Source organism: Microbacterium timonense (assembly GCF_900292075.1).
GTDB classification, from domain to species: domain Bacteria; phylum Actinomycetota; class Actinomycetes; order Actinomycetales; family Microbacteriaceae; genus Microbacterium; species Microbacterium timonense.
The window spans coordinates 655157-681516 of the sequence record NZ_OLMV01000003.1 but is presented as its reverse complement, the minus strand read 5'-3'; the positions used below and the strand labels follow the sequence as shown (position 1 = coordinate 681516).

Annotated in this window: 13 protein-coding genes; 1 reads left to right on the top strand and 12 read right to left on the bottom strand. The window is 70.2% G+C overall.

The window, feature by feature from the left end; genetic code table 11:
- Window positions 1–92: 92 nt before the first annotated feature.
- From C9992_RS12375 to C9992_RS12355, 5 genes are all read right to left on the bottom strand, one after another.
- Window positions 93–2624 (bottom strand): transglutaminase-like domain-containing protein, encoded by a 2532-nt coding sequence (locus C9992_RS12375; protein ID WP_106815865.1) that lies wholly within the window; start codon window positions 2622–2624, stop codon window positions 93–95.
- The gene (locus C9992_RS12370) at window positions 2621–3883 is read right to left on the bottom strand and encodes a DUF58 domain-containing protein (RefSeq protein ID WP_106815864.1); all 1263 of its coding nucleotides are present in this window, start codon (window positions 3881–3883) and stop codon (window positions 2621–2623) included. Before C9992_RS12370 ends, C9992_RS12375 begins: the two co-directional genes overlap by 4 nt.
- The gene (locus C9992_RS12365; RefSeq protein ID WP_106815863.1) at window positions 3883–4854 is read right to left on the bottom strand and encodes an AAA family ATPase; all 972 of its coding nucleotides are present in this window, start codon (window positions 4852–4854) and stop codon (window positions 3883–3885) included. Before C9992_RS12365 ends, C9992_RS12370 begins: the two co-directional genes overlap by 1 nt.
- A 46-nt stretch (window positions 4855–4900) precedes the next feature.
- Window positions 4901–10957 (bottom strand): Ig-like domain-containing protein, encoded by a 6057-nt coding sequence (locus C9992_RS12360; protein WP_106815862.1) that lies wholly within the window; start codon window positions 10955–10957, stop codon window positions 4901–4903.
- A 213-nt stretch (window positions 10958–11170) separates the two neighbouring features.
- Entirely contained in the window at window positions 11171–14932 is a 3762-nt protein-coding gene (locus tag C9992_RS12355; RefSeq protein ID WP_146145326.1) for a DUF7507 domain-containing protein, read from the bottom strand.
- Between the two features lie 263 nt (window positions 14933–15195).
- On the opposite strand from C9992_RS12355, the gene C9992_RS12350 reads away from it, so the two are divergent.
- A complete protein-coding gene (locus C9992_RS12350; RefSeq protein ID WP_146145325.1) occupies window positions 15196–15453 on the top strand; it encodes a hypothetical protein in 258 nt (85 codons plus the stop codon).
- A 10-nt stretch (window positions 15454–15463) separates the two neighbouring features.
- Here the strand turns inward: C9992_RS12350 and C9992_RS12345 are convergent, their stop codons facing one another.
- The 7 genes from C9992_RS12345 to C9992_RS12315 all read right to left on the bottom strand — a co-directional run bounded on the left by C9992_RS12345 (window position 15464) and on the right by C9992_RS12315 (window position 26312).
- Window positions 15464–18763 (bottom strand): DUF7507 domain-containing protein, encoded by a 3300-nt coding sequence (locus C9992_RS12345; RefSeq protein ID WP_106815859.1) that lies wholly within the window; start codon window positions 18761–18763, stop codon window positions 15464–15466.
- Between the two features lie 187 nt (window positions 18764–18950).
- Complete coding sequence (locus C9992_RS12340; protein ID WP_106815858.1) at window positions 18951–21353, bottom strand: ATP-binding cassette domain-containing protein; 2403 nt, start codon at window positions 21351–21353, stop codon at window positions 18951–18953.
- A 297-nt stretch (window positions 21354–21650) separates the two neighbouring features.
- Complete coding sequence (locus tag C9992_RS12335) at window positions 21651–23894, bottom strand: LLM class flavin-dependent oxidoreductase (RefSeq protein ID WP_106815857.1); 2244 nt, start codon at window positions 23892–23894, stop codon at window positions 21651–21653.
- Between the two features lie 9 nt (window positions 23895–23903).
- The gene (locus C9992_RS12330) at window positions 23904–24500 is read right to left on the bottom strand and encodes a TetR/AcrR family transcriptional regulator (RefSeq protein ID WP_106815856.1); all 597 of its coding nucleotides are present in this window, start codon (window positions 24498–24500) and stop codon (window positions 23904–23906) included.
- Window positions 24501–25005: 505 nt separating this feature from the next.
- Window positions 25006–25434, bottom strand: a complete 429-nt coding sequence (locus tag C9992_RS12325; protein ID WP_106815855.1) for a TA system VapC family ribonuclease toxin — start codon at window positions 25432–25434, stop codon at window positions 25006–25008.
- On the bottom strand, window positions 25431–25661 hold the full coding sequence (locus tag C9992_RS12320; RefSeq protein WP_106815854.1) for a CopG family transcriptional regulator: 231 nt from the start codon (window positions 25659–25661) through the stop codon (window positions 25431–25433). Before C9992_RS12320 ends, C9992_RS12325 begins: the two co-directional genes overlap by 4 nt.
- 78 nt (window positions 25662–25739) lie before the next feature.
- Complete coding sequence (locus C9992_RS12315; protein WP_106815853.1) at window positions 25740–26312, bottom strand: DNA-3-methyladenine glycosylase I; 573 nt, start codon at window positions 26310–26312, stop codon at window positions 25740–25742.
- Between the last annotated feature and the right edge of the window lie 48 nt (window positions 26313–26360).

The window sequence follows — 26360 nt, the reverse complement described above, 5'->3', positions numbered from 1 at the left end:
CTCTCTTATCGTGCTGGCTCACTCTTCTTTGTTATTTTTTTATGTTGCTCCGCCCCCCCCGCAGATCCCGCCTCTGCATATCGTCTGCAGCGTCAGATGTGTATAAGGGACCGCTCCTGTGCGGGGGGTGCGGGGGGTTCACCGGAGGTACGACGGCTGCGACGCGATGCTGGTGCGGCCGGAGCCGACTCGGCCGAGTCTGCGCCCGGCCGAGGCGTCGCCGGCGCACGACGGGGTGATCGGGCGTTGCGCGGCGGCCGAGGGGGGCGCGCGACCCGGGGCGGCAGCGCGAAACGGGTGCCGTCGAGGAGGGAGCGGATGCTCAGGCGGGCACCGAGCCGCTGCCAGAACGACCGGTCGCGGCCCAGACCGCCGACGATCTCGTCGACCTCGGCCCAGAAACTCTCGATGTCGTGCGGCGTGGGTTCGGTCGGGCCGAAGACCTCCAGATCGGCACGGGATGCGAGCGTCGCGACTCGCGGCTCGGCGAACGCCGCCGTGAGGATGCCGGCATCCTCCTGTCGCGTGGCACCCGGCCGCACCGGCGCGCCGAAGTCGGACGCGCGGTCGACGAGCTCATCCCATCCGCCGCTGATGCGGTCGGCGGCACGCTCGGCCTCGCGCCGCTTACGCCGGCGCGCGGCCTTGAGAGCGCCGATGACGACGAACGGAGCGAGCAGCACCGCCAGCACGCCCAGCGCTCCGGCGCCGATGGAGACGATCGTCCACAGCAGTCCCGCGCCGAAACCGTCCTCATCGTCCGAGCCACGGTCGTCGGCCACCGTCGGCGGCAGGTCGACCGGCTCCTGGGGCGGAGGCGGCGGCTGCAGCACCTGCGGCTTGGGATCGGCCTTGGGCTTGGTGGTCTGGTCGCTGGGAACCTGGTCCTCGGGCGGCGTCGGGTCGAACGGCACCCAGCCGGCGTCGTCGAACGCCACCTCGACCCACGCGTGCAGCGTGTCGCCGGTCGCGGTGAAGACGGGCGCTGCGGCCTCGTCCTCGTCGGGGTAGAAGCCCATCACCACGCGCGCCGGGATGCCGATCTCGCGAGCCAGGAGCGCCATGGCGGTCGCGTACTGCTCGTCATCGCCCACCATCTGCTCGGAGCCGAGGAGGGTCGAGATGCGCTCGGCACCGTGTCCGGCGCGGGAGAGCGGCTGACCGGCCAGGCCGTGGCTGAAGTATCCGCCCTCCGAGAGCATCTGCTGCAGCGCACGGACCTGCTCGATCGGCGTCTCGGCTTCGGCGACGGTCTTCGACGCGATGTCGGCCAAGGTCTCGGGCACCCCGTGCTGCTTGGGGAGCTTCAGCGGCGCGAACGCGGAATCGGCGAGCTGCTCGTCGCTGGGCACGTCGGGGATCACGGCCTCCAGCGTGTACGCGTCGCCCTTCTCGAGGCCGGCCGTCACGACGCCGGTCTCGGTCGCCTCGTTGTAGTGCGCGGTGCGCCGCAGGTCGTCGGCGCGGTCTCCGTCGAAGGTGACGCTGCGGACGGCGCCGGCATCCGGCATCCACACGCCCTCCAGCGCGTCGATCTCGACGTGCACGGTCGCCGGCGTGCCGTCCGCATCGGTCGACATGATGGCGCGCGCGGGGGCGAAGGCGCTGGAAGACCCGGCTCCGTCGTCCGAGACGTTGTAGACCGTGCCGTTGTAGGCGTCCATGGTGGCCAGACGGATCCGCGCCCCCTCGGGAAGGCCGCTCGCGGTGAACAGGGCGTCGTCGGGGTGGTCGCGCACGAGGGCGCGGAAGGACTGCAGAGGGCTGGGGAACTCGCGGATGTCGAACGGCGGGATCACCACGTCACGCAGCACGTAGCGGGGCGAAGACGGTGCGGCGAAGCCGCTCGTCAGCACGCCCACGATGGCCGCGACCGCGATCACGCCGGCGCCCATGAGCACTCGCCGGGTACCTGCGCCGCGGCGGGCGGTGCCCTCGCCGACCGAGATCGCCGCCGCCTGCGGCTCCCACGCCTGGCGCACCGCGAGCCACACCACCGCGACCAGCCCGAAGACGATGCCCTGCATCACCGGAACGGCAGGCTGGGAGGTGCCGAGGGCGATCTCGACCGCCAGGAACCCGGCGGCCGGCAGCAGCGCCCAGGCGGCGCTGCGCAGTCGCAGCGCGAGCGACGTCGTCAGCACGGCGGCGACCAGGGTGAGCAGGAACGGGACGATGAGGTGCCCGTCGTCGGTCGCGACCGGCGCGATCGTGGTGAGCAGCTGCTTCCACGAGAGCACCGCGCCCAGGGCCAGCTGCCGAAGCGTCTCGAGCGTCGGCACGAACCCCAGCACGGCCGTGTGCGGCAACGCGAGCGCACCGCCGAACAGGAAGTAGGTCACAACGGTGGCGGCGGTCAGCAACAGGATGCCCCAGCCCAGCAGGCGCCCGAGCACACCGAGTGCCATGCCGAGGGCGAGCGCTCCCAGCCCGGCGACGAGATACCGGGGACCGTCGAACGTGGGCCAGAAGCCGATGATCGCGATGAGCAGCAGGACGGCGACAGCGGTGAGGTCCAGGATCCAGCGGCGGGTCGGCAGCGAGCCCCCGCGCGCGACACGGGATGGCGCTGCCGAGGGCGCTGACGATGCACGCCGGCGCGCGGAGCCGGTGGGCGCGGTCATGCGAGCACCTTGCGCAGCGCGTTCGGCAGCTGTTCGAGCGCGCCGAGGGTCACCACATCTGCGTCACCGATGCGCCGGAGCGACGGCGGCGTGTCGGCGGATGCCGCAACCACCGCGAGGGCCCGAGCGCCGAACGGCAGGCGGCTGCACGCCGTGCGCAGCTCGTTCGCGTCGACGCGGCTGCCGCAGACCAGCACGACGACGCTCGCGGCGGGGAGCGTCGCGGCGACGGCTCCGGCCAGCTCGACCACGGAGCCGGCACGCGGCTTGGAGTGACCGAGCGCCGACAGGGCGTCGAGGTACTGCTTGCCCGTCGCCGAGGGCAGGGCACGGCCCTGCACGCGCACCTCGACGCGGTGCGAGTCGCGCAGCGCCCGCAGGCCGAGTGAGCCCGCGGCCGAGATGGCCAGCTCGAACTCGTCGTCGTCGCGGTAGTCCGAGGGGCTCGTGGACAGCCCGATGACGAAGTGCGACCGGCGCGTCTCTTCGTACTGCCGGACCATCATGTGGCCGGTGCGGGCGGTCGACTTCCAGTGCACGTGGCGCAGGTCGTCTCCCGGCTGGTACTCGCGCAGGGCGTGGAACGACACGTCGTCGGGCGAGAGATCGGTGGCCGGAAGCCCTTCCAGATCGCGCAGGAACCCCAGCGACTGCCCGCTGAAGAGCACGGTGCGGGGGTGGACGAACAGGTCGACCGGCTCGTCGCGACGGTGCACCCGCTCGAACAGTCCCAGCGGGTCGCCGCGCACCACGCTGACCGGTCCCACTTTGACCACCGCGCGGCGCGAGGTGGGGATCGCGAAGAGCTCCTCCGCCGCCTCGCCGGCGGCCAGACGCTGCACGTCGAAGACACCGCGGCCGGCCCCGACGGGAAGCACGACACGCGAGGGCAGGATGGCGCGGGTGCCGGTGTTGGCGAGGGTGAGGGCGCCGACGGCCCGCTCGCCCACGACCACACGGGTGCGGTTGAGATCCAGCGACACGTCGTACGCGGTGCGGCCGATGAGGAACAGCAGGCAGAGCGCGAGCACCGCCGCCACGACGACCGCGGCGACCGTCAGCTCCCACCAGCCGAGCGAGCGGCCCGCGATCCACAGCACGATCGCCACCGCGATGAGCACCCAGGCCATCGGACGCACGACACCGAAGACGCGTCCGAGCACCTCGCCGGCACGGCGCAGCACGGCCACTGCCAGCTGTCCGTACCAGGCGCGGCGGTCTTCGGCCGCCGCCGGCTGCCCGAGCGTCTCGGCGGTCATCAGGCGGCGGACCTCGCCTGCGGGGCGGCGACGGACTCGAGCACGCGCGCGATGACGGTCTCGGGAGTGGTGCCGGCGAACTCCGCCTCGGGGTCGAGCACGATGCGGTGCGTCCACACCGGTGCAGCGAGCGCCTTGACGTCGTCGGGGAGCACGAAGTGCCGGCCCTGCGCCGCGGCGTAGACCTTGGCGACGCGGATCATCGCGAGAGATCCGCGGACCGAGACCCCCAGGCGGGTCGCCGAGTCTTCACGGGTCGCCTCGGCCAGCTGCGCGGTGAAGCGCAGCACGGCGGGGTCGACGTGCACGGTGGCGGCGAGGTCGGCCATGTCGGCCACCGCGCCCGTCGTGATGATCGCCGGGAGATGCGCCGACGGGTTGCGGTCGGCGGCACCGGCGAGGATCCGCTCGGCCACCGCGAGGTCGGGGTAGCCGATCGAGGTCTTCACGAGGAAGCGGTCGAGCTGGGCCTCGGGCAGCTTGTACGTTCCCGCCTGCTCGATCGGGTTCTGCGTCGCGATGACCAGGAACGGACGACCGACCTCGTGCGCGACGCCATCGACCGTCACACGCGACTCCTCCATGACCTCCAGAAGCGCGGACTGGGTCTTCGGCGAAGCGCGGTTGATCTCGTCGGCCAGCACGATCGAGGCGAAGACCGGACCGCGGTGGAACTCGAATCGGTGCGAGGTCTGGTCGTAGATCGTGACACCCGTGACGTCGGACGGGAGCAGATCGGGCGTGAACTGGATGCGGCTGCTCGTGCCCTGCACCGTGGCCGCGAGAGCCTTGGCGAGGCTCGTCTTGCCCGTGCCCGGGGCGTCCTCCAGCAGCACATGGCCCTCGGCGAGCATGGCCGACAGCACCAGCGCCACGACCTCGCGCTTGCCCATCAGCGCCTGATCGACGTTGTCGACCAACCGGGCGAAGGTGCCCTGGAACCACGCCGCCTGTTCGGGGCTCATCGTCATATTCGTCTCGTTCTCTCGTTGCGATTCGTGTGCGGAAGCGTCGCTGCTATGGCCAGACGTACGACTCGGACATCCCCCAGCCGTGGATCTCGGCCGCCACGGTGTGCCCGGGGAAGCCGTACCAGCACGACAGGTCGATGAAGCCGTTGCTCGGGACGTCGTAGCTGTTCGGCGACGTGCCGGGCATGAGGCGGCCGTCCTCGATGCAGCCGATCGTGTACCTGCCGCCCGGGAAGTTCTCGACGTTCAGGCGGAACTTGTAGCACTGCGTGTTGCAGCCGCTGACCGGGGCACCACGGCTGACCCATGCCCGCGCCTTCGGCTTGTCCACCGTCGTCGCCGCATCCGACACGATCGGGCTCCATTGACCGGCGGCATCCTGAGCGCGCGCCTCGATCGTGTGCCGCTCGCTGTACCCGTAGCTGTTGGTGCGCGAACCGTTGTTCGCCACGTTCTGCCAGCCACCGCCGTCGATACGGATCTGCATCTGGGTGATGTCGCGTCCGTTGGCGCTCGGGGCGCTCCACGAGAAGGTGATGTCGGTGCCACTGCGCGACGCCGAGACGCTGGGATTACGCACAGGACCATAGGGGACCGCGTCGTTCGATGGTGCCGATTCCGGACCGGTGTACCGCACCCCGTCCATCGCGGTGTACGCCCGCAGGCGCACCGTGTAGTGGGTGCCGTTGCTGAGGCCGCCGATCGTGCTGCCGTTGAAGGCCTGCCAGTTTGCGCCGTTGACCGAGTACTCGTACTTCAGCTCGCCCGCCGTGGCGCCGTTGCCCGCTGCCGGGGTGTACGTCACGTGGATCATGTTGTCGCCGCTGGGGGTGGACGCGACGACGTTCTGCGGCGCACCCGGGACACCGAACGCGCGCCGTGGCGCCGAGGGCGCTCCCCACGCACTCCAGCCGGCCTTGTTGGTGGCGCGGACGCGGAACGTGTAGTCGCTCGTCGAGGTCCTCACGTTGATGGCCTGGGTCGTCTGAGTCCCCGGGATGCCGGTGATCGTGTTCACCACCGATGAGCCCTGCAGCACCTGCACCTCGTAGCCCGAGACGGCGTCGCCGTTGTTCGCCGGCGCACTCCACACCACTTGCAGCTGCGCCTGGTCGCCCACCGGGTCCAGACGGTTCACCGCGGGCGCGGCGGGCGCCTCCGGCGCGCGGGCGGGGATCTCGCTCACCGACCACGGGCTCCAGCTCGACGGCTCGGGCGCACGGTTGAGCGCCTGCACCCGGACCTGGTACGCGACGCCGTTCTGCAGCCCTTCCCACACCATCGAGTTGCCCGTGACGTCGGTCATCTGACCGATACCCGACGACGGGGCCGGCGAGATCTCGAGGTTGTACCTGTCGACCGGCGACCCCGGGGTCGACGGCGTCACCCATGAGACAGTGAGACTCTGGTCGCCGAAGGCCAGCGTGGGGGCGGCAGGGGTGTCGGGCCGCGCGTCGGGACGTGCGGTCTCGGACGGCGCCGACGGGTCCGACGCACCCACCCGGTTCTCGGCGACGACGGTGAAGTTGTACTCGACGTTGTTCGTCAGCCCGTCGAGCGTGCAGGTCGTGGCGAGGCACTCCTTCTCGTAGTTGCCCGCTGTCGACGACACCACATACCGCTCGATCTCGGCGCCGTTGTTCGCCGGCGGCGTCCACGACAGCACGACGGTGCGGTCCTGCACGCTGGAGACGATCGGGGTTCCCGGGGCGTCCGGCTTGCCCTGCACGGTCAGGCGTATGCGGCCCTCCACCTCGCGATCGGGGTCGCCGGTGGCATCCTGCACGCGATAGCGAACCACCATGGTGCCGAAGAACTTCGCGTTCGGGGTGACCTTGACCTGGTCGCCTGACACGGCGGCGTCGCCTTCACCGGTCTCGAGCACCGCCGTGGTGACCTTCAGCGGCTTACCGGGGAACGGGTTCACGTCGTTGCTGAGAACGGGCACCGAGATGGTCTTGCCCTGGTGGGCCTCGGGCACGACGTCGTCGTTGGCGGTCGCGAGCTCACGGGTGGAAGCGATCACGCGGATGTTGACGGTACCCTCGATCGGCTCGGTCGTGCCGTCGGTGATGCGCAGTCGGAGTGTGGCGGCGGTGCCCTTCTTCGTCTCGGCGGCCGCGCTCACCCGCAGCTGGTCGCCCTCCACGTCTGCCGTCATGCCGTCGGGTGACCCGCCCACGATCTCGTAGCGGATGCGGTCGGCGTCCTCGGGGTCGGGGTCGGTGGTGAGCCCGCCGAGGTCGAGGGTCGTCGGATCCTCGCCGGGCGCGACATCCACCTGTCCGTTCACGAACGTCGGCTGCTGGTTCTCAGGCGGCAGCACCGTGATCGGGAGGGTGAGAGTCGCCTTGCGTCCTTCCGGATCGTCGGGGCCGGTGCCGTCGGTGACCTCGAAGGTGAGGGCGTCGGGGCCGAAGTAGCCCTGCGCCGACGTGTAGACGAGCGTCGTCTGATCCTTGATCAGCGACGCCCCGTCGCTGTGGGCGGCCGTGACCTTCGCGGCCTCCGTGACGACGACCTTTCCGCCGCCCGCCGCGCGCACGTACTTCGAGAGCGGGAGTTCGACGGTCTCACCGCTCTTGACCTCGACCGGCTTGGTCGAGATGAGGGTCGGCGGCAGCGAAGAGAGCGCGGGGACGTGGATGAACGCGGATGCCGTGTATCCGTCGCGGTCGGTGATCGTGTAGGTCACGAGCCGATCGGTGTCGCCCAGGGTCACGCGCACCTTGCCGTCGGCGAGCACGCGGGAGGCGGAGTCGGCGACCTTCAGCTCCAGGTCGTCCACCGTGCCGTCGGGGTCCTCGTCGTTGGCGAGGACCTCGAGATCGACGACGCCGTTGTCGACATCGGCGGCACGGACGAAGTCGTCGCGCGCGATCGGACGCTGCAGCGGCACATCGTCGGCGACGGTGATCTGCAGCACGGCCTTCGCCTCGGCGCCCCGGGCGTCGCGGATCGTGTACTGCAGCGAGGTCTCCACCGGCCCCGACGGCGAGGTCACGACCACCCGGTTGCCGTCCACCTTGGCCTTGAGACCGGCCACGTCGGGCAGGATGAGCCCGTTCTTGACGATCCCGAACTCGTCCCCGTCGGGGTCGGAGTCGTTGGCGAGCACCGGCACAGCGACCGAGCGGTTCGGTCGCATGACGACGGAGTCCTTGACGGCGTACGGGGCCTGGTTCACGCCCTCGGGCGGCGCGATGCCGACGCGGATCGTCGCCGTCGCCTCGGCGCCGAGGCGGTCGCGCACGCGATACGTGAAGGTGTCGACGCCGGCCGTGTCGTCGAACGCCTCGTAGACGAGGTAGTCGGAGCCGGTCTCGGTGATGCGCCCCTTGCCCGGCGACGAGGCGAGACCGACCAGCTGAACGGAGTCGCCGTCGGCGTCGATGCCGTCCAGCGGCACGGCGATACGCACCCGGCTGCCGCCGAGGACGCGCGCGGTCAGATCGCGAGGGCGCGGCGCGGCGTTCGTCTCGGGGTTCGCCGGAAGCACCTGGATCGTGATGTAGCCGGCATCCTTCTGACCCGTGCTGTCGACGACCTCGTACGTCGCGTACACCGTGCCCGGTTCGTCCGACGCCTTGAAGCGCACGGTGTCCTGCGAGACGAAGATTTCGCCCTTTTCGGGGTCGATGAGAGGCGGCACCAGGTCGGGCGCGACGTGGATCGTGTCGCCGTTGGGGTGGTAGTCGTTGTCGAGCACCGGGATCGTGACGACGTCGCCCGCGCGCACGACCACCTGATCGTCGTTGGCGACCGGCGGACGGAGCTGCGGCGGCGCCGGAATCGGGATGACGATGACGTCGCCCTCGGCCGATTGGGATCCGTTGGAGATCCGGTAACTGATGCGCACCTGCTCCGACAGGGCCGCCTGGTCGCTGATGCGCAGGGTCTCGTGGTTGAGCACCGCGACGGCGATGCCTGAGTTCGGCTCGACCGTCACCGACTGCACGACGAGGATGCCGCCGGACGGGTCCGAGTCGTTCGTCAGCACGTTGACGAGCACTTCGCCGCCGCTGGGCAGCAGCGCCACATCGCGCACGGCCACGGGCGGAAGATCCGTCTCACCCTCGGGGATCACGTCGACGCGGACGATCCCCGGGATGCCGGCGGTGCCGGCGGCGACCATGTACTGCACGTAGTAGGTGCCCGGAGAGGCGGAACGGAAGGTGAAGGTCTTGTTGGCGTAGTCGGGGACGATGTCGGCGCCGTCGACCGGGTCGACCCGCGCCAGGCGCAGCGGCTCGCGCCCCGCACCCACGTCGTTCGCCAGCGGGGCGACGGTGGCGGTCTGTCCCGTGCGCACCGCGATGTAGTCGGCGTTGGTGATGGGGTCGATCGATCCCACGGGGCGCACGTCGAAGCGCACCGTTCCGACGGCGACGTCGGAACCGTCCGAGACCGTGATCTCGACATCCTTGCGGCCTTGCGTGCCGCCGACGGCGCGATACGTGATGCGGCCGTCCGATGTGAAGTCCGCCTCGTCACCCTCGGCGGGAGTGACCGACCCCAGGAACACGTCGTCGCCGTCGGGGTCGATCCAGTCGGGCAGCACGCTGTAGGTGATGGTGCCGCCCGCCTCGACGGCGATCGTCGTGACGCGCTTCTGCGTGGGCGCCGCGTTGACGTCCCAGCCGTGCACGGCCAGCGAGACGCGCGCGGTGTCGGTCCCGCCTCGGCCATCGGAGACTTCGTAAGTGAAGGATGCCGCGCCTTCGGCATCCTCGGGCACGGCGATCTGCAGCGACCGGCCGTTGTCGATGGACTGCACCTCGCCGATCGAGGGGCCGCCGTCGAGCACGCGCGTGGTCAGCACGTCGCCGTCGGGATCGCTGTCGTTGTCGAGGATGGGGAGGATCGTGGTGCGACCGGGGCGGACGCCGAGGTCGTCGTCGTTGGCGTCGGGCGGCGTGTTGATCTCGGATCGCTCGGGCAGGACCGTCTCGGTGGTCTCCTCCGTCGTCTCCTCGTCCTCCTGGGTCTCACCCTCTGGCGGCGTGAGCTCGTCCCAGTTGTCGACGCGCTGAAGGTCTTCCGCGGCCATCCACGTTCCGCCGCCCACCACGTCGTTGAGCACCACGACATCGCGGTTGACGCGGAACTTCAGCAGAGACGTGGGGTCGATGCCGTCGATGTCGGTGGTCAGGTCGTCGCGGTCGCCCGCACAGTCCCGCACGAACCGTCCCGAACCGCTCCAGGCTCCGTACGCGCACCCGTCGAGCCACACCGGCTCCGCCGGGGATCCCTCGCCGCCGGCCTTGACGGAACTCGGCTGGGATCCGTCGAACGGCACGCGCACGAGGGCGCCGGGCGTCGACACCGACACGGCGTCGGCGGCCGCGGAGGGCTGCTGCAGCACCGCGCTGCGCCCACCGTCGACCTTCGTCTCGTGACCGTCGACGATGACGGTGCCGTCGGAGGCGTCCAGAACGGCGGCCCTGTCACCGACCGCGGTCACCGTCAGCTCCGCGGCATCGTCGATCCCGGGCAGACCGCTGCGGGCCGGGTCCTCGGGTGTGCCGTCCTCGCCGAGGCGGACGGTGACGAGCTCGCCGGTCTCGGCGGAGACCGCATGCACCACGCCGTCGACCCCGACGGCGACATCCGCGTCCTTGCCGACGTTGACCGTGGGATCGGTCCCCTCGATCTGGAAGGAGCCGACCGCGGCGGCGGGCACGACCCACAGGTCGCCTGCCGTACGGTCGAGGATCGCGACGGTCGAGCCGCCCAGCGCGACCTTCCCGTCGGCGGGAACGCTAGCGGCGCCCGACAGCGCGACCATCGCGGGGTCGACGACGCTCACCGATGACGTGGTGTCGTCGACGACGAGGATCGTGCTGCCGGACTGCAGGATGTCGTAGTCGTCGCTGGTCGTGCGAAGCGCGCCGTCCAGCACCTGCGACTCGTGGTTGAAGTGCCCGACGAGGAGGTTGGACTGCTTGGTCACCCACACGCCGCCGTCGTGCAGGTCGACCTCCGTGGTGGGAAGCCCCTGGTAGACGAAAGCCAGCGTCGTGATGGTGACGGCGGCGGCGGTCACGGCACCGGCCGACGCGAGCGCACGCGGACGCGAGCGAAGCCACGCGAACGACCTCATGGTACCTGGGGCCTCCTCCGGGTCTCTGCGGCATCGTGGGTCTGCGCCGGACGCGAAGAACGCCGGGCGCGCGCGGGGGGTCGTTTCAGCCTAACCCGACGATCCGAAGTCCCCGGCATGCGATTTCCCTCGGCGAGACTATCCGCGCGCACCGCCGACGGCCCATGGGGAGATTCCCCCATGGGCCGTCGAATCGGGTCGGATGCCGTCACGCTACGAGACGCGCCGCCTCCTCAGGCGCAGGAGCACCAGCGCAAGCCCGCCGGCGAGGAGCGTCGCGCCTGCCGCGACCACGCCCCACGCGATCCCACCGCCGGTGGCGGCCATCTCGCCGGCGGGGAGGTCGAAGACATCGTCGACGCGCGCCGTCGACGGGCCGGACTCGACTGCGCTTCCGTCCCCGGAGGTGGCCCGCGCCGTGGCGGTGTTGACCAGCGGCTCGCCCGTCAGATCCCCCTCCACCACGGTGTAGGCCGCGGTGCACACCGTGACCTCACCCGGCAGCAGCGTGCTGCTCGGGCACACAGGGGCTGTCAGCATCCCCACTCCGGTGAACGAGCCCTCCACGACCGTGAGATCGGTCAGGGTCGCGTTGCCGGTGTTCGTCACCCTGAAGGTGTAGTCCACCACCTGGCCGATCGCGGTGATGCTCCCGGTCTCGGTCGCTTTCACCAGGGCGAGAGCGGGGTCGGCGATCTGCGGGATCGTGACCTCCGAACTCGGCGACCGCGGCGGTGGGGTGGGACCAGGAGGATCGGCCGTGGCGGTGGCGGCGTTGGTCACCGAACCGGCGTCGATGTCTTCCTGGGTGAGCGTGTACTGCGTCTCGCAGACGACCTGCGCATCTGGTGCCAGCGATGCGGCTCCCGCCTCGCACGTCGGCGCCGGCAGCGTCCCGGTGCCGGAGAACTCGCCCTCATCGACCGTCACATCCTCCAGCGTCACATTGCCCGTGTTCGTCACGACGAAGGAGTACGTGATCACCTGTCCGGCGGCGAAGTCGACCTCACCGCTCGGTGACGCGGACTTCACCAGGCTGAGGGCGGGCGCCGGCTCGATGGTCACCGTCGCCGAGGAGGGATCCGAGATCGGGGCGGCGATCCCGGTCGGCGCAGTGGCGGACGCGGTCGCCGTGTTGCCGATGGATCCGGCGTCCACGTCCGCCTGTGTCACCGTGTACGTGGCGTTGCAGGTCACCGTCTCCTGCGGCGCGAGCACCGCCGGGGGACAGGTCACGACCGGCGCCGTGCCGGATCCCGTGAACGCGGTCTCCGTGACCGTCGGGTTCGCGAGGTCCACCGTGCCGGTGTTCGTGATCAGGAAGGCGTAGGTCACCACGTCGCCGGCCGAGGTGACGGTGCCCGAGATCACCGACTTCTGCAGCGAGATGTCGGCGGCCGAAAGGGTCTGCACCTCTGCGGCGTCGGGCAGTGAGACCACCTCGGTCGCCGTGCCGCTGCGGATGCCGGTGGCGACAGCGGTGTTCGTGACCGCGCCGACGTTCACGTCCGCCTGCGTGAGCGTATAGGTCGCCTCACACGTCGTCGAGGCGCCCGCGCCGAGCGCGGCATCGTCGCAAACGATCGCGCTGAGCGAGCCGGTGCCCGAGAACGCCGTCTCATCGATCCCGATCTGGCCGACCGTGACGTTGCCCGTGTTCGTCACCTCGAACGAGTAGGTGACGACATCGCCGGCCACCCCCTCACCGGCGACCTCGGCGGTCTTGTCGATCGAGAGCGACGGCCCGGCCGGGATCGTCACCGTGGCCGACGAGACCTGCGAGACGGGATTCGGGCCGCTGGGCGCGGCGGCGGAGGCCGTGGCGGTGTTCGTCACCGTCCCGGCATCCACATCCGCCTGGGTGAGCGGGTAGGTCGCCGTGCATGTCACGGTCGCACCCGGGATGAAGGCGCCGGAGGGGCACACCGGCGCGGGTCGCGCTCCCGTCCCCGAGAACGCGGTCTCGGTGACGCTCGGAGCACTGAGGGAGACGTTGCCGGTGTTGGTGATGTCGAACTCGTAGCTGATCACGTCGCCGGGACGGGTGGCGACGGTCGGCGTCGCTCGCTTGGTCAGGGTGATCGACGCCTCCGGGTCGACCGGGATCCGGATCTCGGACCGGCTCGTGACCGGGTCGGGGTCGCCGACCGGTTCGCCCGTCGCGACGGCGGCGTTCTCGAGGCCGCCGGCGTCGGCATCCGCCAGCGTCAGCGTGTACGTCGCGGTGCAGGTCGCCTCCGTGTTGGGCGCGAGGGTGCCGAACCCGGGCGGGCAGCTGATCGCGCTCAGCGTGCCGGTGCCCGAGAACTCGGTGTCGGTGATCGTGATGTTCTCGATCGGCACGTTGCCGGTGTTGCGCACGACAAAGCTGTAGGTGATGACCTGGCCTTCGCGATAGGCCGCGGCGTCCGACGGCGACGCCGACTTCGTGAGCGTCAGGGCGGGGGCCGGGGCCACCGTCGGCGTGCTCGTGGAAGAACTGTTGGAGGTGACCGTCGCGGGCGACCCGAGCGGGTGCGCCGTCGCGGTCGCGGTGTTGTTCACCGCACCCGTCGTCACGTCGGCGGCCGTGATGACATACGGGGCATCCGCGGTGCACGTCGTGCTCGCGGTGGGTGCGACGGTGACGGCGGGACAGGTCACCGAGCCGGCTTTCGGGTCGCTGACGGCGACCGACTCGACCGTCGTCTGCCCCGTGTTCGTGACGGTGAAGGAGTAGTCGACCGTGTCGCCGGCATCCGTGATGCCGTTGCCGTTGACGTCCACCGGCGTGCCGGCGGTCTTCTGGAGGGCGATGGCGCTCACCTTCGCGGCGTTTGTCACCGTGCACGTGATGTCGTCGCCCGCCGACGGCACCACCGTCTGGGTGAGACCTGGCCCAGAGGGGAGCACCGTCGTGCTCCCGGTGGCGGCGTTCAGGCACGACCACGTGGGGTTGTAGTTCGCCAGGTTCGTCGGCGAACCGGCCGCTGCGGTCTCGGCGACGGTGTAGGTGCCGCCGGGAGCGACGACGAGCGCGCCGGTCGACGCGGTGGCGGAGGTGCCGGTGGTTCCCTGCCCGACGACGACCCCCGAGAAGTTCGTCGCCGTCACCTGGAACGCGTCGGCCGGCGCGATGCGGCTGCTCACCTGCTTCACGACGGTGAGCTTGGCGGTCTGCACGCCGATCGCGATCGCCGAACGAGCCGACGTGACCCAGGTGGTCGCGAACGTCGTCGGCGAATCAGCAGCCACGAGCAGCGCGGTGGACTTGCCTCCGGCCTCCGTGGTTCCTCCAAATCCTGTGCCCGCGCAAGAGACGGATGTCGTGCCGAGGCCGACAGGCGACTTGCAACCCCACCCGCCGTTGGGTGCAAGTCGTTCGATCTCGTTCAGCGGCTTGTCAGAGCTCCAGCGGAAGCTCTCATTGATGACGTTGTCTTCGGCGTCGGCGGCGACGAACGAGTATCCACCGACGGGATTGCCTTGGGCATCCCTCACCTGGATGTTCTCGAACGTGATCGTCGCGGCCTTGTTGCCGGCAGGCGAGCCGAGGCTGTACAGCGCGTGCAACCCGGGGATCCCGCGGTACGCGTCCGTTCCGAAGGCGAACCGTGTCTCGAGCGGCGCAGCGCGCTTTTCGAAGCTCATCGGGGCGTAGCTCGCGACGTCCGTGACCCTCACCGTGAAGTCGGCGACGAGGCCACCGTCAAGCGCGATCTGCATCTCTTGACCCGCGGGCGTGCGCGCCTCAGCCGCATCGAACGCAGTGAAGTCGAACCAGCAGATCGTCGATGCGAACTTGCCGTTGTTGGGTTGGTTGGCCGCGTAACCGCAACCCTCAGAAGCCGCGGAGGCCGGCTCCGACGGCGCGACGCTCAGACCGAGAGTCAGGCCCGCTGCGGTGAGGGTTGCCGCCAGGAGCCCGGCCAACGTCCGCCGGACCTTCCCCGTCGCTCCCGATGTCGGCACGCCGCCGTGATCGCGCTGCCTCATGCGCACCCCTCTCCCGCCGCCGATCAGCGGCATCCCCCATTCCCGCAGGACGACTCCCGCCGGATTTCGGGCACCAGATCGAGGTATACCGCCTTTCGCGCCGTTCGAACGCTTTTTCACCCGGTGGATCACCCGGCGTGTCGGGAGCCCGGCTTCTGCGCCACGCCGACCGGCGCTAGCACCTTTCCTGCCGTGAGGGCAAGGGTCCGCCCGTTGTCGGTGGGGCGATGTTCACTGGTGTCACGCTCATCGAGGAGGCAACGATGCACATCACCATCCCCCAGGCAATGCAGACAGACCGCCTGGAGCTGGTGCCGGTGCCGGAAGACGGCCTGGTGATCACCGACACCGCCTTCGCGCACGACGACCCGCGGTGTCTCATCGGGTACGTCGAGGAGAGCGGGGGGCTTCTCGAGGTCGTCTGGGTGCAGGCGCCCATCGCGACCGAGTTCTACTCGACCACAGCCGACGTCATGGCCGCCGCGGCGGCGCGGTGCATCGATGTGACCCGCGCCGCCTGATCCGCCGCCGTCACACGGTGCCGCGTGCTCCCCGCGTCCGCCGGCGGTTCCACAGGAGTGCCGCCGCTCCGATCAGCAATGCAGCGAGCGCGCCACCCGCGAGAGCCCACGGAACCTGTCCGCCGGTGCTGGGGAGCTGGCCGCCCGCCGGGGCTCCCCCCGGTGCAGGCGGCTGCACGGGTTCGTCGACCTCCGCCGGCACCGTAACGGTGTCCTCGGGTGACTGGACGCCGGTCGTCCCGTCGGCGAGCGTGCCGCGTGCGAGGGCGGTGTTCACGATCTCGCCGGCGGCGACATCCTCGGCCGTGACGGTGTACGGCTGGGCGCTGACGGTGGCGGGCACGGCGGGAGGCAGGAGGTCCAGCGCCTCAGGCACGAGACCGCCGAGCATCGGGTCGTCCACCGCCACGTCGAACAGCGTGACGTTTCCGGTGTTGAGCAGCGTGAACGAGTAGACGATCGTCTCGCCGGCATCCGCGGCGCCGTTCGCATTCGCGTCGTCGAGCGCCGCGGCCTTTTCGAGCGTGATACCAGGCGCGAACGGGGGACCCTCGATGAACTCCTCATCGGGAACGGAGACCACCTCGGGGCCGCCGGGCACGTTGCCTCGCGCGACGGCCACGTTGGTCACACCGCCGGCGTCCACATCGGCCTGCGTCACCGTGTACGGCGCCGACGTGATCGTGGTGTCGGTGCCCGGTGCGAGGGTCACGCCGCTGCTCGCCAGCTCGGGGAAGCGCTCATCGATGACCACCACGTTGGTCAGGGTGGTGTTGCCGGTATTCATCACGTCGAAGCCGTAGGTGATCGTCTCGCCGGCGTCGGCGAACCCGTTGCCGTTCGCGTCGTCGAGCGACCCGGTCTTGAGGATTTCGAGCCCCGGTGCGGGGTCGGCCGTCGGGAGCGTCACGGAGTCCGGAGCGGATCGGACGGGCACGTCACCGCCCGGAGACGCGTAGATTCCCGCCGCGGTGGCGGTGTTGCGAATCTCGCCGGCATCCAGATCGGACTGCACGACCGTGTAGTCCCCGGTGAACGTGGCGGTCCCGTCGGCAGCGATGTCGGCGGAAGCCGGCGAAAGCGGTCCGGTGAGGTGCGGATCCTCGATGGCGACGTCGACGAGGTCGACGGTCCCGACGTTGCGAACCTCGAAGGTGTAACGCACGGTGTCGCCGGGGGTGATCTCGCCGTCATTGTCCGCGTCGGTCAGCAGGGCGCCGGTCTTGTCGAGCGTGAGCCGCGGGTCGGGGTCGGGCGTCAGCACGACCTCGGTGTCGGGCGGGGACTGCACCGGCCCGGTCGGACTCGTGCCGTTGGCCACAGCGGTGTTCGTGATGGCGCCCACGTTGACGTCGGCCTGGACGACGGTGTACGGCGCCGCCGTGAAGGTCTGCGTCGCTCCCGGGGCGAGCGTGACCGATGCCGGCGTGATGCCCGTGACCACCGGGTCGTCGACGCTCACGCCGCTGATCGTGACGTTGCCGGTGTTGGTCACGACGAAGGTGTAGTCGATCGTCTCGCCGACATCCGCGCGACCGTTGGAGTTCGCGTCATCGAGCTGCGACTGCTTGTCGATCGTGAGGGCGGGCGCCCGGTCCGGGCCGAGCAGGATCTCGGAATCGGGGGGCGTCTGAACCTGCTCCCCCAGCGGCGAGACACCGGTCGCGGATGCCGTGTTGACGATCTGGCCGGCGTCGACGTCGGCCTGCGTCACCGCGTAGGGCGCGGCCGTGAACTGCACCTGCTGGCCGACCCCGAGGTCGGCCGAGGCCGGGGCGATGCCCGACACGCGCGGGTCGGTAACGGTGACACCCGACAGCGCCGAGTTGCCGGTGTTGCGCACGAGGAAGCTGTAGTCGACGGTCTCGCCGGCATCCGCACGGCCGTTCCCGTTCGCGTCGATGAGCTGCGCCTGCTTGTCGAGCGTCATCGCGGGGCTGCAGGGAGGCTCGATCGCCACCTCCGCGCCCGCCGTCGCCTGGTAATACGACCAGTTCTCGATGGAACGTATGTCTCCCCAACTGAAACGCCACCCGTGGGCGCCATCACCATCAGGCAGATCGGTCGTGTCGAACCCGGCGCGTCCGTCGACCCCGTCGAACGGCTCGTTCGCCTGCCGGTTGACGTAGTCCAGGTTGCGGTCGTCCCAGTACAGCAGGGGCGCCGGCGCGCTGATGCCCGTCGTGCGCCCGGTGAGGCGGATGCCGGCCGCGGTCGCGGCGGCGTTGCCCAGCTGCTCGACGTCCTCCAGCACGAGGTGCATCTCGCCCACGCGGTCGACCACGACGCGCGCGTTCATGGGCTGGCAGACGCCGATCGGAGCGCCCTGCCCGTCGAGGCCGTCGAACGGCACGGTGACGGCGCCAGGCGGGCTCCCCCACGGGATGACGCGGTCGACGTCGTCGCTGTAGTCGCCGTCGCCGTTCGTGTCGATCTGGACGGTGTATCCGCCGTTGACACCGGCGAGATCGAAGGTGATGTCGCCCGCGCGGGTCAGCGGGGAGGCGGTCGCGAACTGCAGGTTCGTCGCCGCCGGGGCGACGACCTGCGGGCGGACCCACATCTCGCCCGTTGCGGAGGGCGCGGTGGCGGGAAGATCGGCCGCCGGCTCCTCGAGGAAGAGAAGGAAGTCGTCGCCACAGGCGGTGCTGTAATCGACGCCCGCTTCGAGAGGCACTCCGTTGGCGTTTGTCGTCGTGCCTTCGGCCGAACGATAGATCGGCGTGCAGGTACCCGCCTCGACCAGGCCGAAGCCGTTCGAGCGCAGGGCGGAGCCGATGCCGCCGTAGTTGATGAGCGAGACCTCGTAGAGGTAGCCCTCGCGAGTGGCGATCCAGTACCACTGCGTGCCGGCGCCTGCCTGGTACTGCTCGAACTTCGTGACCCAGGTGCGGCCCGTCACCTCCTGGGCGCCGGCGTCACGAACCCGGATGTCGTAGCTGTACCGGGCGGAGGAACCGCCGGGCAGGAACTCGGTCGTCCAGACTCCGGCAGTGAGCGAAGAGAGACCGGTGTCGGTGCACGCCGTCTGGGATGGAGCACCCGCCGCGACGGTGCACGAGAAGGCCTCGTTTCCGGCAGGGTCGACCACTGAGACCGTGGCGGCCGCGCCGCTCCCCTTGGTTATGGCGACATCCAACGTGTCACCTGCGCCCACGTAGGTGTAGAAGACCTGGCGGGCATACAGCTCGCTCCCACCAGCCGGGTTCGTGACCGCGGTCGCGGTCGCTCCCCCCGCACTCACGAGCCCGACGGCGAGCGCCGCCGCGAGCAGACCAGACAGGACGCGATGACGCGACTTCAGACTCACAGAAGGCTCCCCCGATAATCGGCAGGTACGGCTCGACGCCATCCCCGCCCACGCCCGCCGGCGAGACCGATTCCAGCCGCCAGAGCGCACCATCATCGTTTCTAGCGGAGAAACGTGCCCGGTGACCGGAATTCACCCCACGCATCACCCGGTCCGGAGCGGGCCGCTGAGGCGTAGCGCGCTGGGGTCAGGAGCTCACCGGCGACAATGCGGGCGCCCCGACATAGGCGCGCAGGTGCTGCGCGGTGAGCGTATCCGCTCCCGCCACGAGATCCGCCGGGGTGCCCTCGAACACGATCCGGCCGCCGTCGTGCCCGGCGCCGGGGCCGATGTCGATGATCCAGTCCGCGTGCGCCATGACGGCCTGGTGGTGCTCGATCACGATGACGCTGTTGCCCGCTTCGACCAGGCGATCCAGCATCCCGAGCATGTGGTCGACATCGGCGAGATGGAGGCCCGTCGTGGGCTCATCGAGCACGTAGATCGCGCCCTTCTTCGCCATCGAGATCGCCAGCTTGAGCCGCTGACGCTCACCGCCCGACAGCGTGTTCAGCGCCTGGCCGAGGGTGAGGTAGCCGAGACCGACGTCGATCATGCGCGCCAGCGTGGTGTGCGCCGGTCCCTTCGTGAAGAACGACGCCGCCTCGGCGGCCGACATCGCGAGCACCTCGGCGATGTTCTTCCCGTCGAGCCGGTACTCCAGCACCTCGTCGCTGAAGCCGGTGCCCTCGCAGAGCTCGCACAGCGTCTCGACGGTCTGCGTGAATCCGAGATTCGTGATGATCACCCCGAGCCCCCGGCAGGCCGGGCACGCGCCCTCGGAGTTCGCGCTGAACAGTGCGGGCTTGACGCCGTTGGCCTTGGCGAACGCCGAGCGGACGGTGTCGAGGATGCCGGTGTACGTGGCGGGACTCGAGCGCCGGTTGCCCTTGATCGGCGACTGGTCGACCACCACGACGTCGTCGAAGGCGGGCACGTTGCCATGGATGAGCGACGACTTGCCCGAACCTGCCACGCCGGTGACGACGGTGAGCACACCGAGCGGGATGTCGACGTCGACGTCCTTCAGGTTGTGCTGCCTCGCGCCACGGATCTGGAGGGCGCCCTGCGGCGAGCGCGTCGACTCCTTGAGCCGCGCGCGGTCGTCGAGGTGGCGACCAGTGATCGTCCCGGAGCTGCGCAGGCCTGCCACGTCTCCTTCGTACTGCACCTGGCCGCCGGCCCGGCCGGCATCCGGGCCGAGGTCGACGATGTGGTCGGCGATCTCGATCACCTCGGGCTTGTGCTCCACGACGAGCACGGTGTTGCCCTTGTCTCGCAGCTGCCGCAGGAGCCGGTTCATCCGCTCGATGTCGTGCGGGTGCAGGCCGGCGGTCGGCTCGTCGAACACGTATGTGATGTCGGTGAGCGGCGAGCCGAGGTGCCGGATCATCTTGGTGCGCTGGGCTTCACCGCCCGAGAGCGTGCCGGAGGCGCGATCCAGCGAGAGGTAGCCGAGACCGATGTCGATGAACGACGCGATCGTCTGCCGCAGGCCCGCCATGAGCGGTGCGACCTCCGGGTCGTCGACCGTGTCGAGCCACACGGCGAGATCCGTGATCTGCATGGCTGCGGCATCCGCGATGCTGATGCCCTTGATCTTCGACGACCGCGCACCCTCGTTCAGCCGCGTGCCGCCGCAATCGGGGCAGGGCAGGAACTTCACGGCGCGGTCCACGAACGCCCGGATGTGGGGCTGCAGCGAGTCGCGGTCCTTCTGGAGCATGGACTTGGTGATCTTTGGCACCAGGCCCTCATAGGTCATGTTGATGCCCGCGATCTTGACCTTCGTCTGCTCCTTGTAGAGGAAGTCCGCGAGCTCCTGCTCGGTGTAGTCCTGGATCGGCTTGGCGGGGTCGACGAAGCCGGACTCGGTGAACCCCTTCACCATCCATCCGTCGGGGTTGTAGCCGGGAATCGTGATGGCGCCGTCCTGCAACGACTTCGTCCTGTCGAACAGCTCGTCGAGGTCGACGTCGCTGACCTCGCCGAGGCCCTCGCAGCGCGGGCACATGCCGCCGGTGATCTCGAACGACCGGCGCTCCTTGACCTTCTGGCCGCCCTTCTCGAACGTGACGGCGCCCGCACCCGAGACGGACGGGATGTTGAAGGAGAAGGCCTGCGGCGAGCCGACGTGCGGCTGGCCGATGCGGCTGAACAGCAGCCGCAGCATCGCGTGGGCGTCGGTCGCGGTGCCGACCGTCGAACGCGCGTTGGAGCCCATGCGCTCCTGGTCGACGATGATCGCCGGGCTGATGTTCTCGAGCGCGTCGACCTCGGGCCGGCTCAGCTGACCCATGAACTGCTGCACGAACGTCGGATACGTCTCGTTGATGAGGCGCTGCGACTCGTTCGCGATGGTGCCGAACACCAGCGACGACTTGCCCGAGCCGCTGACCCCGGTGAACACCGTCAGCCGGCGCTTGGGGATCTCGACGGAGACGTTCTTGAGGTTGTTCTCGCGCGCTCCGACGACACGGATCATCTCGTGCGAGTCGGCGATGTGGGCGCCGGATGAAGGGGTGCTTGACGTCTCGGATGCCTCGGCCATGGGGTCCTCTCGATCGAAGGCGACGCTACATTGTGCCGACGATCGCGGACACCCAGCTTCCTGAATCCTGCTCGATCTCCGACCCTGCGCTGTTCCTCCACCCAGTCCCCCCGCCCCCGGCAATGCATGTCCCACTTTCGTGCGTATACCGGTCGTCGTGCGCGCGAAAGTGGGACATGAACGCTGGAGATCGGGACACGCGGCGGGGACCTTCCCCGGAGGACGCGGCGGGGGACCTTCCCGCGGGAGGAGGCGGGGAAGACCACCCCCGGGAGGAGAGAGGACGGATGCCGCGGCTCAGGCCGCGTCGGATTGCACCGGCTCGACCGCGAAGTTGTCGCGGAACACGCACGTCGGGTCGTACGCCGCCTTGATCGCACGCAGGCGCGCGAGCGTCGCGGGCGGGAAGGCCTCGGCGATGCGCTCAGGGCGCTCCGACGAGTCGAAGCTCAGGTACATGCCGGCGACGTGGTCGGCGAGAGTGCGCCACTGCTCGTCAAGGCGATCGGCGCGTGAGCCGAGAGCCACGACGGAGAAGGCCGCCGAGCGGTGGGAGTACGCCGTGGCGTCTTCGGCCACGTCGGCGACGGCGCCGCCGACCGCGCGCAGCTGGAAGAACGGCACCGCGCCGGACTCCAGCATCCGGGCCGCCGCGGCAGCGAATGCGGGGGTGACGTGTGCGAGCAGTCCCGAGCGCGAGTGCGGTTCGCCGGCACCGTGCTGCGGGCCGAGGTCGGCGTTGGCCATGACCTGCGCGTACGTGGTCAGCTGCACCGACTGCTGTACGAGCGGAGCGAGCTCGGCGAAGGGCTGCAGGCGGGCGATGATCGTGTCGGGGTCGTCCGAATCGACGATGCCGTACAGCTGCACGATCTGCGGCTGGCCCGGTCGAGGAGCGCCGGTCAGCAGGAACATGGTCATGTCGCGCGGCGACGACTCCATGACGCGGCCGTAACCCTCCAGGAACTCCGCGACGTCGTCGACCTGGAAGGCCAGCTGCGCATGACCCACCTGCCCCACCTCGTCGACCTCGAACTCGAACGCCGTGACGATGCCGACATTGGCGCCGGCTCCGCGGACCGCCCAGAACAGGTCGGGGTGGTTCGCAGCATCCGTCCGCACGATCGAGCCGTCGGCGAGCACCACCTCGGCGGCGCGCAGGTGGTCGATGGTCAGGCCGTGCTCCCGCGCGAGGAACCCGATGCCGCCCGCGGTCGCCAGGCCGCCCACGCCCACGCCGCCGTAGTCGCCGGACGTCAGCGCCCACCCGTGCTCGCCGAGCGTCGCCGCGACGTGCGCCCACCGGGCACCGGGTCCGATGCGCACGAGGCGGCGCTCGGTGTCGAGCACTTCGATCTCGTTCAGCCGCCGCAGGTCGATGACGATGCCGCCGTCGTTCGTACTGCGGCCGCTGATGCCGTGGCCGCCGCTGCGGACCGAAAGCGGAAGCTCAGGATGCCGCCGCGCGAAGCCGATCGCCGCGGCGACCTGCTCGGCCGACGCCGGCTGCAGCACGAGGCCGGGAGACCCTCCTCGCATGTAGGTGGCGCGCACGTCGCCGTACTCGAAGTCGCCCGGCTCGATCGCATGCAGTCCCGCGGGCACATCGTCGTAGGCGATGCCGTCGCGGCGCGCCGCCAGCGCGGCCGCCGACCTCACCGGACCTTCGCTGACACCCCGCGCGGCGCGCTCGGCGGTGACGAGCTCTCGCACCGCAGGCGCGATGTCCTCACCGAAGCGCTGCAGCAGGTTGGGGTCATCGCCGGCGAGGATGAACGTGCCGATGCCGTCTTCCAGTGCGAGGCGCGCCAGGCGCTCGGCGAACTCCCGGGGATCGGCCGCGAGCTGACCGACATTCAGCAGCCGGCGGATCTCACGCGGATCGCGTCCGACGGACTGTGCCGCCTCGTCGATCGTGGCGTTGCCCTTGGCGAGATCTCCCGGCTGGAGGTAGGCCAGTGACGGCAGCCAGCCGTCGCCCTTGCGGCCGGTGAGGGCCAGCATGCGCGGCTTGTAGGCCCCGATGTGGAGCGGGATCTCGTGCGCCGGTCGGGGGCCCCGCTTGGCGCCGTGCACGCGGTGGTAGCGACCGTCGGTGAAGACGCCTCCGCGCTGGTCGGTGCGCCAGAGCTCGCGCATGAGGTCGATCGCCTCTTCGAGCGCCGTCACCGCCTGGCCGGGTGTCAGCCGGGTGCCGCCCATCGCCTCGATCGCGTCCCAGAATCCGCCCGCGCCGAGACCCAGCTCGAAACGACCGCCCGAGAGCAGGTCGATGCTCGCGGCGGCGCGCGCGACGACGGCCGGCGGCCGCAGCGGGACGTTGAGCACGTTCGGCGAGATGCGGATCGTGTCAGTACGCGCGGCGACGAACGTCATGAGCGTCCAGGTGTCGAGGAACGCCGGCTGATACGGGTGGTCCTGGAAGGTCACGAGATCCAGCCCGGATGCCTCGGCGACCTGCGACAGGATCACCGGCGCCTCGGGGCTCGCGGCGGTGGGTGTGATGAACGCGCCGAACTCGAGCGCGTGTCCGTAGTCCATGGTTTCCTTTCAGCCGCGCGCCGACATCATGCCGGCGCCGGTGGGCGGTTCAGAGGGTTCGTCGGGGCGCATGCCCGCGAGAAGGATGTCCAACAGCAGGTCGCGATCGGCGGGGCTCCCCAGTCGCACGGCGTGCTCGATTCCGCAGATCAGCCGCTGCAGCTGACCCGGTGTGACGTCGTCGCGCACCACGCCGTCACGCTGCGCGCGAGAGAGCACGGCGGCGTAGCCGGCGAAGACCTTTCCGCGCGCCGCGGCACATTCGTTGTGCAGCCCGGGGTCGGACTGCGCCATGTCGGTGAGGACGGCTTCCAACCCGCCGTCCTCGAGCTGGAGCGCGAGGGCGTCGCCCAGGAACCGGCGGAACGCCTGGCGCGCATCGGGCTCGGCGACCGCCCGATCGGCGGCGTCGCCCAGTCGCACCAGCGTGTCGACGCTGAGCGCCTCGACGAGTGCCCTGACGGTCGGGAAGTGGCGATACACCGTGCCGATCCCGACGCCCGCGTCCCGCGCGATGTCGTTCAGGCGGAGTGCGCGCACATCATGCCGTCGCGCGGTCTCGAGGATGCGCTCACGACTGCGCACGGCATCGGCCCGCGGTGACATGCCCTCAGCCTACACCCGAAACGGATGAACTATCCGTTTTCAGCTGCGCCCCGGCATCCGTCGCAGTCGTTTCTCGTGTGTTAGAGGCCCGTGCCCGCCTGCCCCGTCATCCCTCGCAGTCGTTTCTCGTGGGTTTGGGCGCTGTGCGTCTGCCTGGGTTCGGGGCGGTGCCGTTGACCTGGGTTTGGGGCGCAGTCCGTCCGGTCGGGGCGCGACTCGTGCGCCCCAATCGCACGCCGCGCGCCCCAAACCCGAGATGCCAGCCCGCTGACCGGGGTTTGGGGCGCAGTGCGTCTGCCTGGGATTGGGGCGCGGTCCGTTGACTGGCGCTTGGGGCGCAGTCCGTCCGGTCGGGGCGCGACTCGTGCGCCCCAATCGCACGCCGCGCGCCCCAAACCCGAGATGCCGACCTGCGGGATCGGGGCGACCTCCCGGCCCCGTACCCGCCCCGGCTGGCGAGGTTCGGGGCATGTGGGCTGGGGGTCCCGGGGCGGGGGTCGGTGCGTCAGGGAATCTGGAACACGACGGTCGCGCCCGAAGGAACGACCGAGGTGACGATGCGGGTGTCGAACGTAGCCAGCTGCGCGTCGTTCGAAGCGGCCAGATGAAGCAGGTAGGTGTCGGTGACCTGCGAACTGGCCAGCAGGCGCTCGGTGTGCACCGAGCTGTCGAGAAGGCTCACCGTGTCGGGCAGGAACACGTGATCGGGTCGCGCTGCGAGGCTCGCGAGACTCGCCATCACGACGGGCGCCGGCTGGGTGTTCGGGTACTTCGGGTGGCTGACGACGCGCACAACGCCGTTCTGCACGAGGGGGCAGGTGTGCCAGGCCTCGCCGCCGCGAGCGGCGAACCACCGGTGCGCCCGATCGTGGTGGACGTGCAGCGGATCGATCAGCGCGACGATCGCGTTGACGTCGAGCAGGTGCCGGGTCACGGTGCGTCGTCCCGCAGCTCATCGACGTCGTCGAGGCTCGCACGGCCCGCGTCGGGCGGCGACGGCAGCAGCACGATGCCGTTCCGGGTGCCGCCGTGTCGCTGCCGCTCGGTGAGCGTCGCCCGGGCGAGCTGCGACAGCGCCTCCCCCAGGGTGAGTCCGCGCGCGTCGGCGAACTGCTTCGCCGCCGCGAGCACGTCGTCGTCGATCGTCACCGTGGTGCGCATGCATCGATCATCACGCATCACGCATCAGGCGTCAACGGCTGCCGCCCGCGTCGCGCGAGCCAGGAGGTGAAGGCTCGATCAACCGGCGCGCCAGCAGCCGTCGACGTGGTCATCCACCATGCCGGCCGACTGCATGAGCGCGTACATGGTCGTCGGGCCGACGAAGCGGAATCCCCGCTTGCGCAGCGCCTTGCTCAGCGCATCCGACGCGGGGCTCGTGGCCGGAACCTCCGCGAACGAGCCTGGACGACGGTGGGATGCCGGGGCGAACGACCACATGAAGGTGTCGAGTTCACCGGGCTCCATGTCGAGGACGAGCCGGGCGTTGGAGATGGTGGCCTCGATCTTCGCGCGATTGCGGATGATCCCGGCATCTGTCATCAGGCGCGCCACGTCGTCCTCACCGAAGGCGGCCACCGCCTCGGGCTCGAACCCGGCGAAGACCTCGCGAAAGCGCGGGCGCTTGCGCAGGATCGTGATCCAGGAAAGCCCCGCCTGGAACCCCTCCAGACTCATCTTCTCGAAGAGGGCCCGGTCGCCGTGCAGCGCGACGCCCCATTCCTCGTCGTGATAGCGGGTGTACTCGGGGTCGTCGCCGACCCACGCGCAACGCGCGCGGCCGTCGGCGCCGAGGCGGACGTCGTGACTCACCGCGCCAGCCTAGAGCGGGGGACCGACGCGGCGGCACGGCGGTCGAGC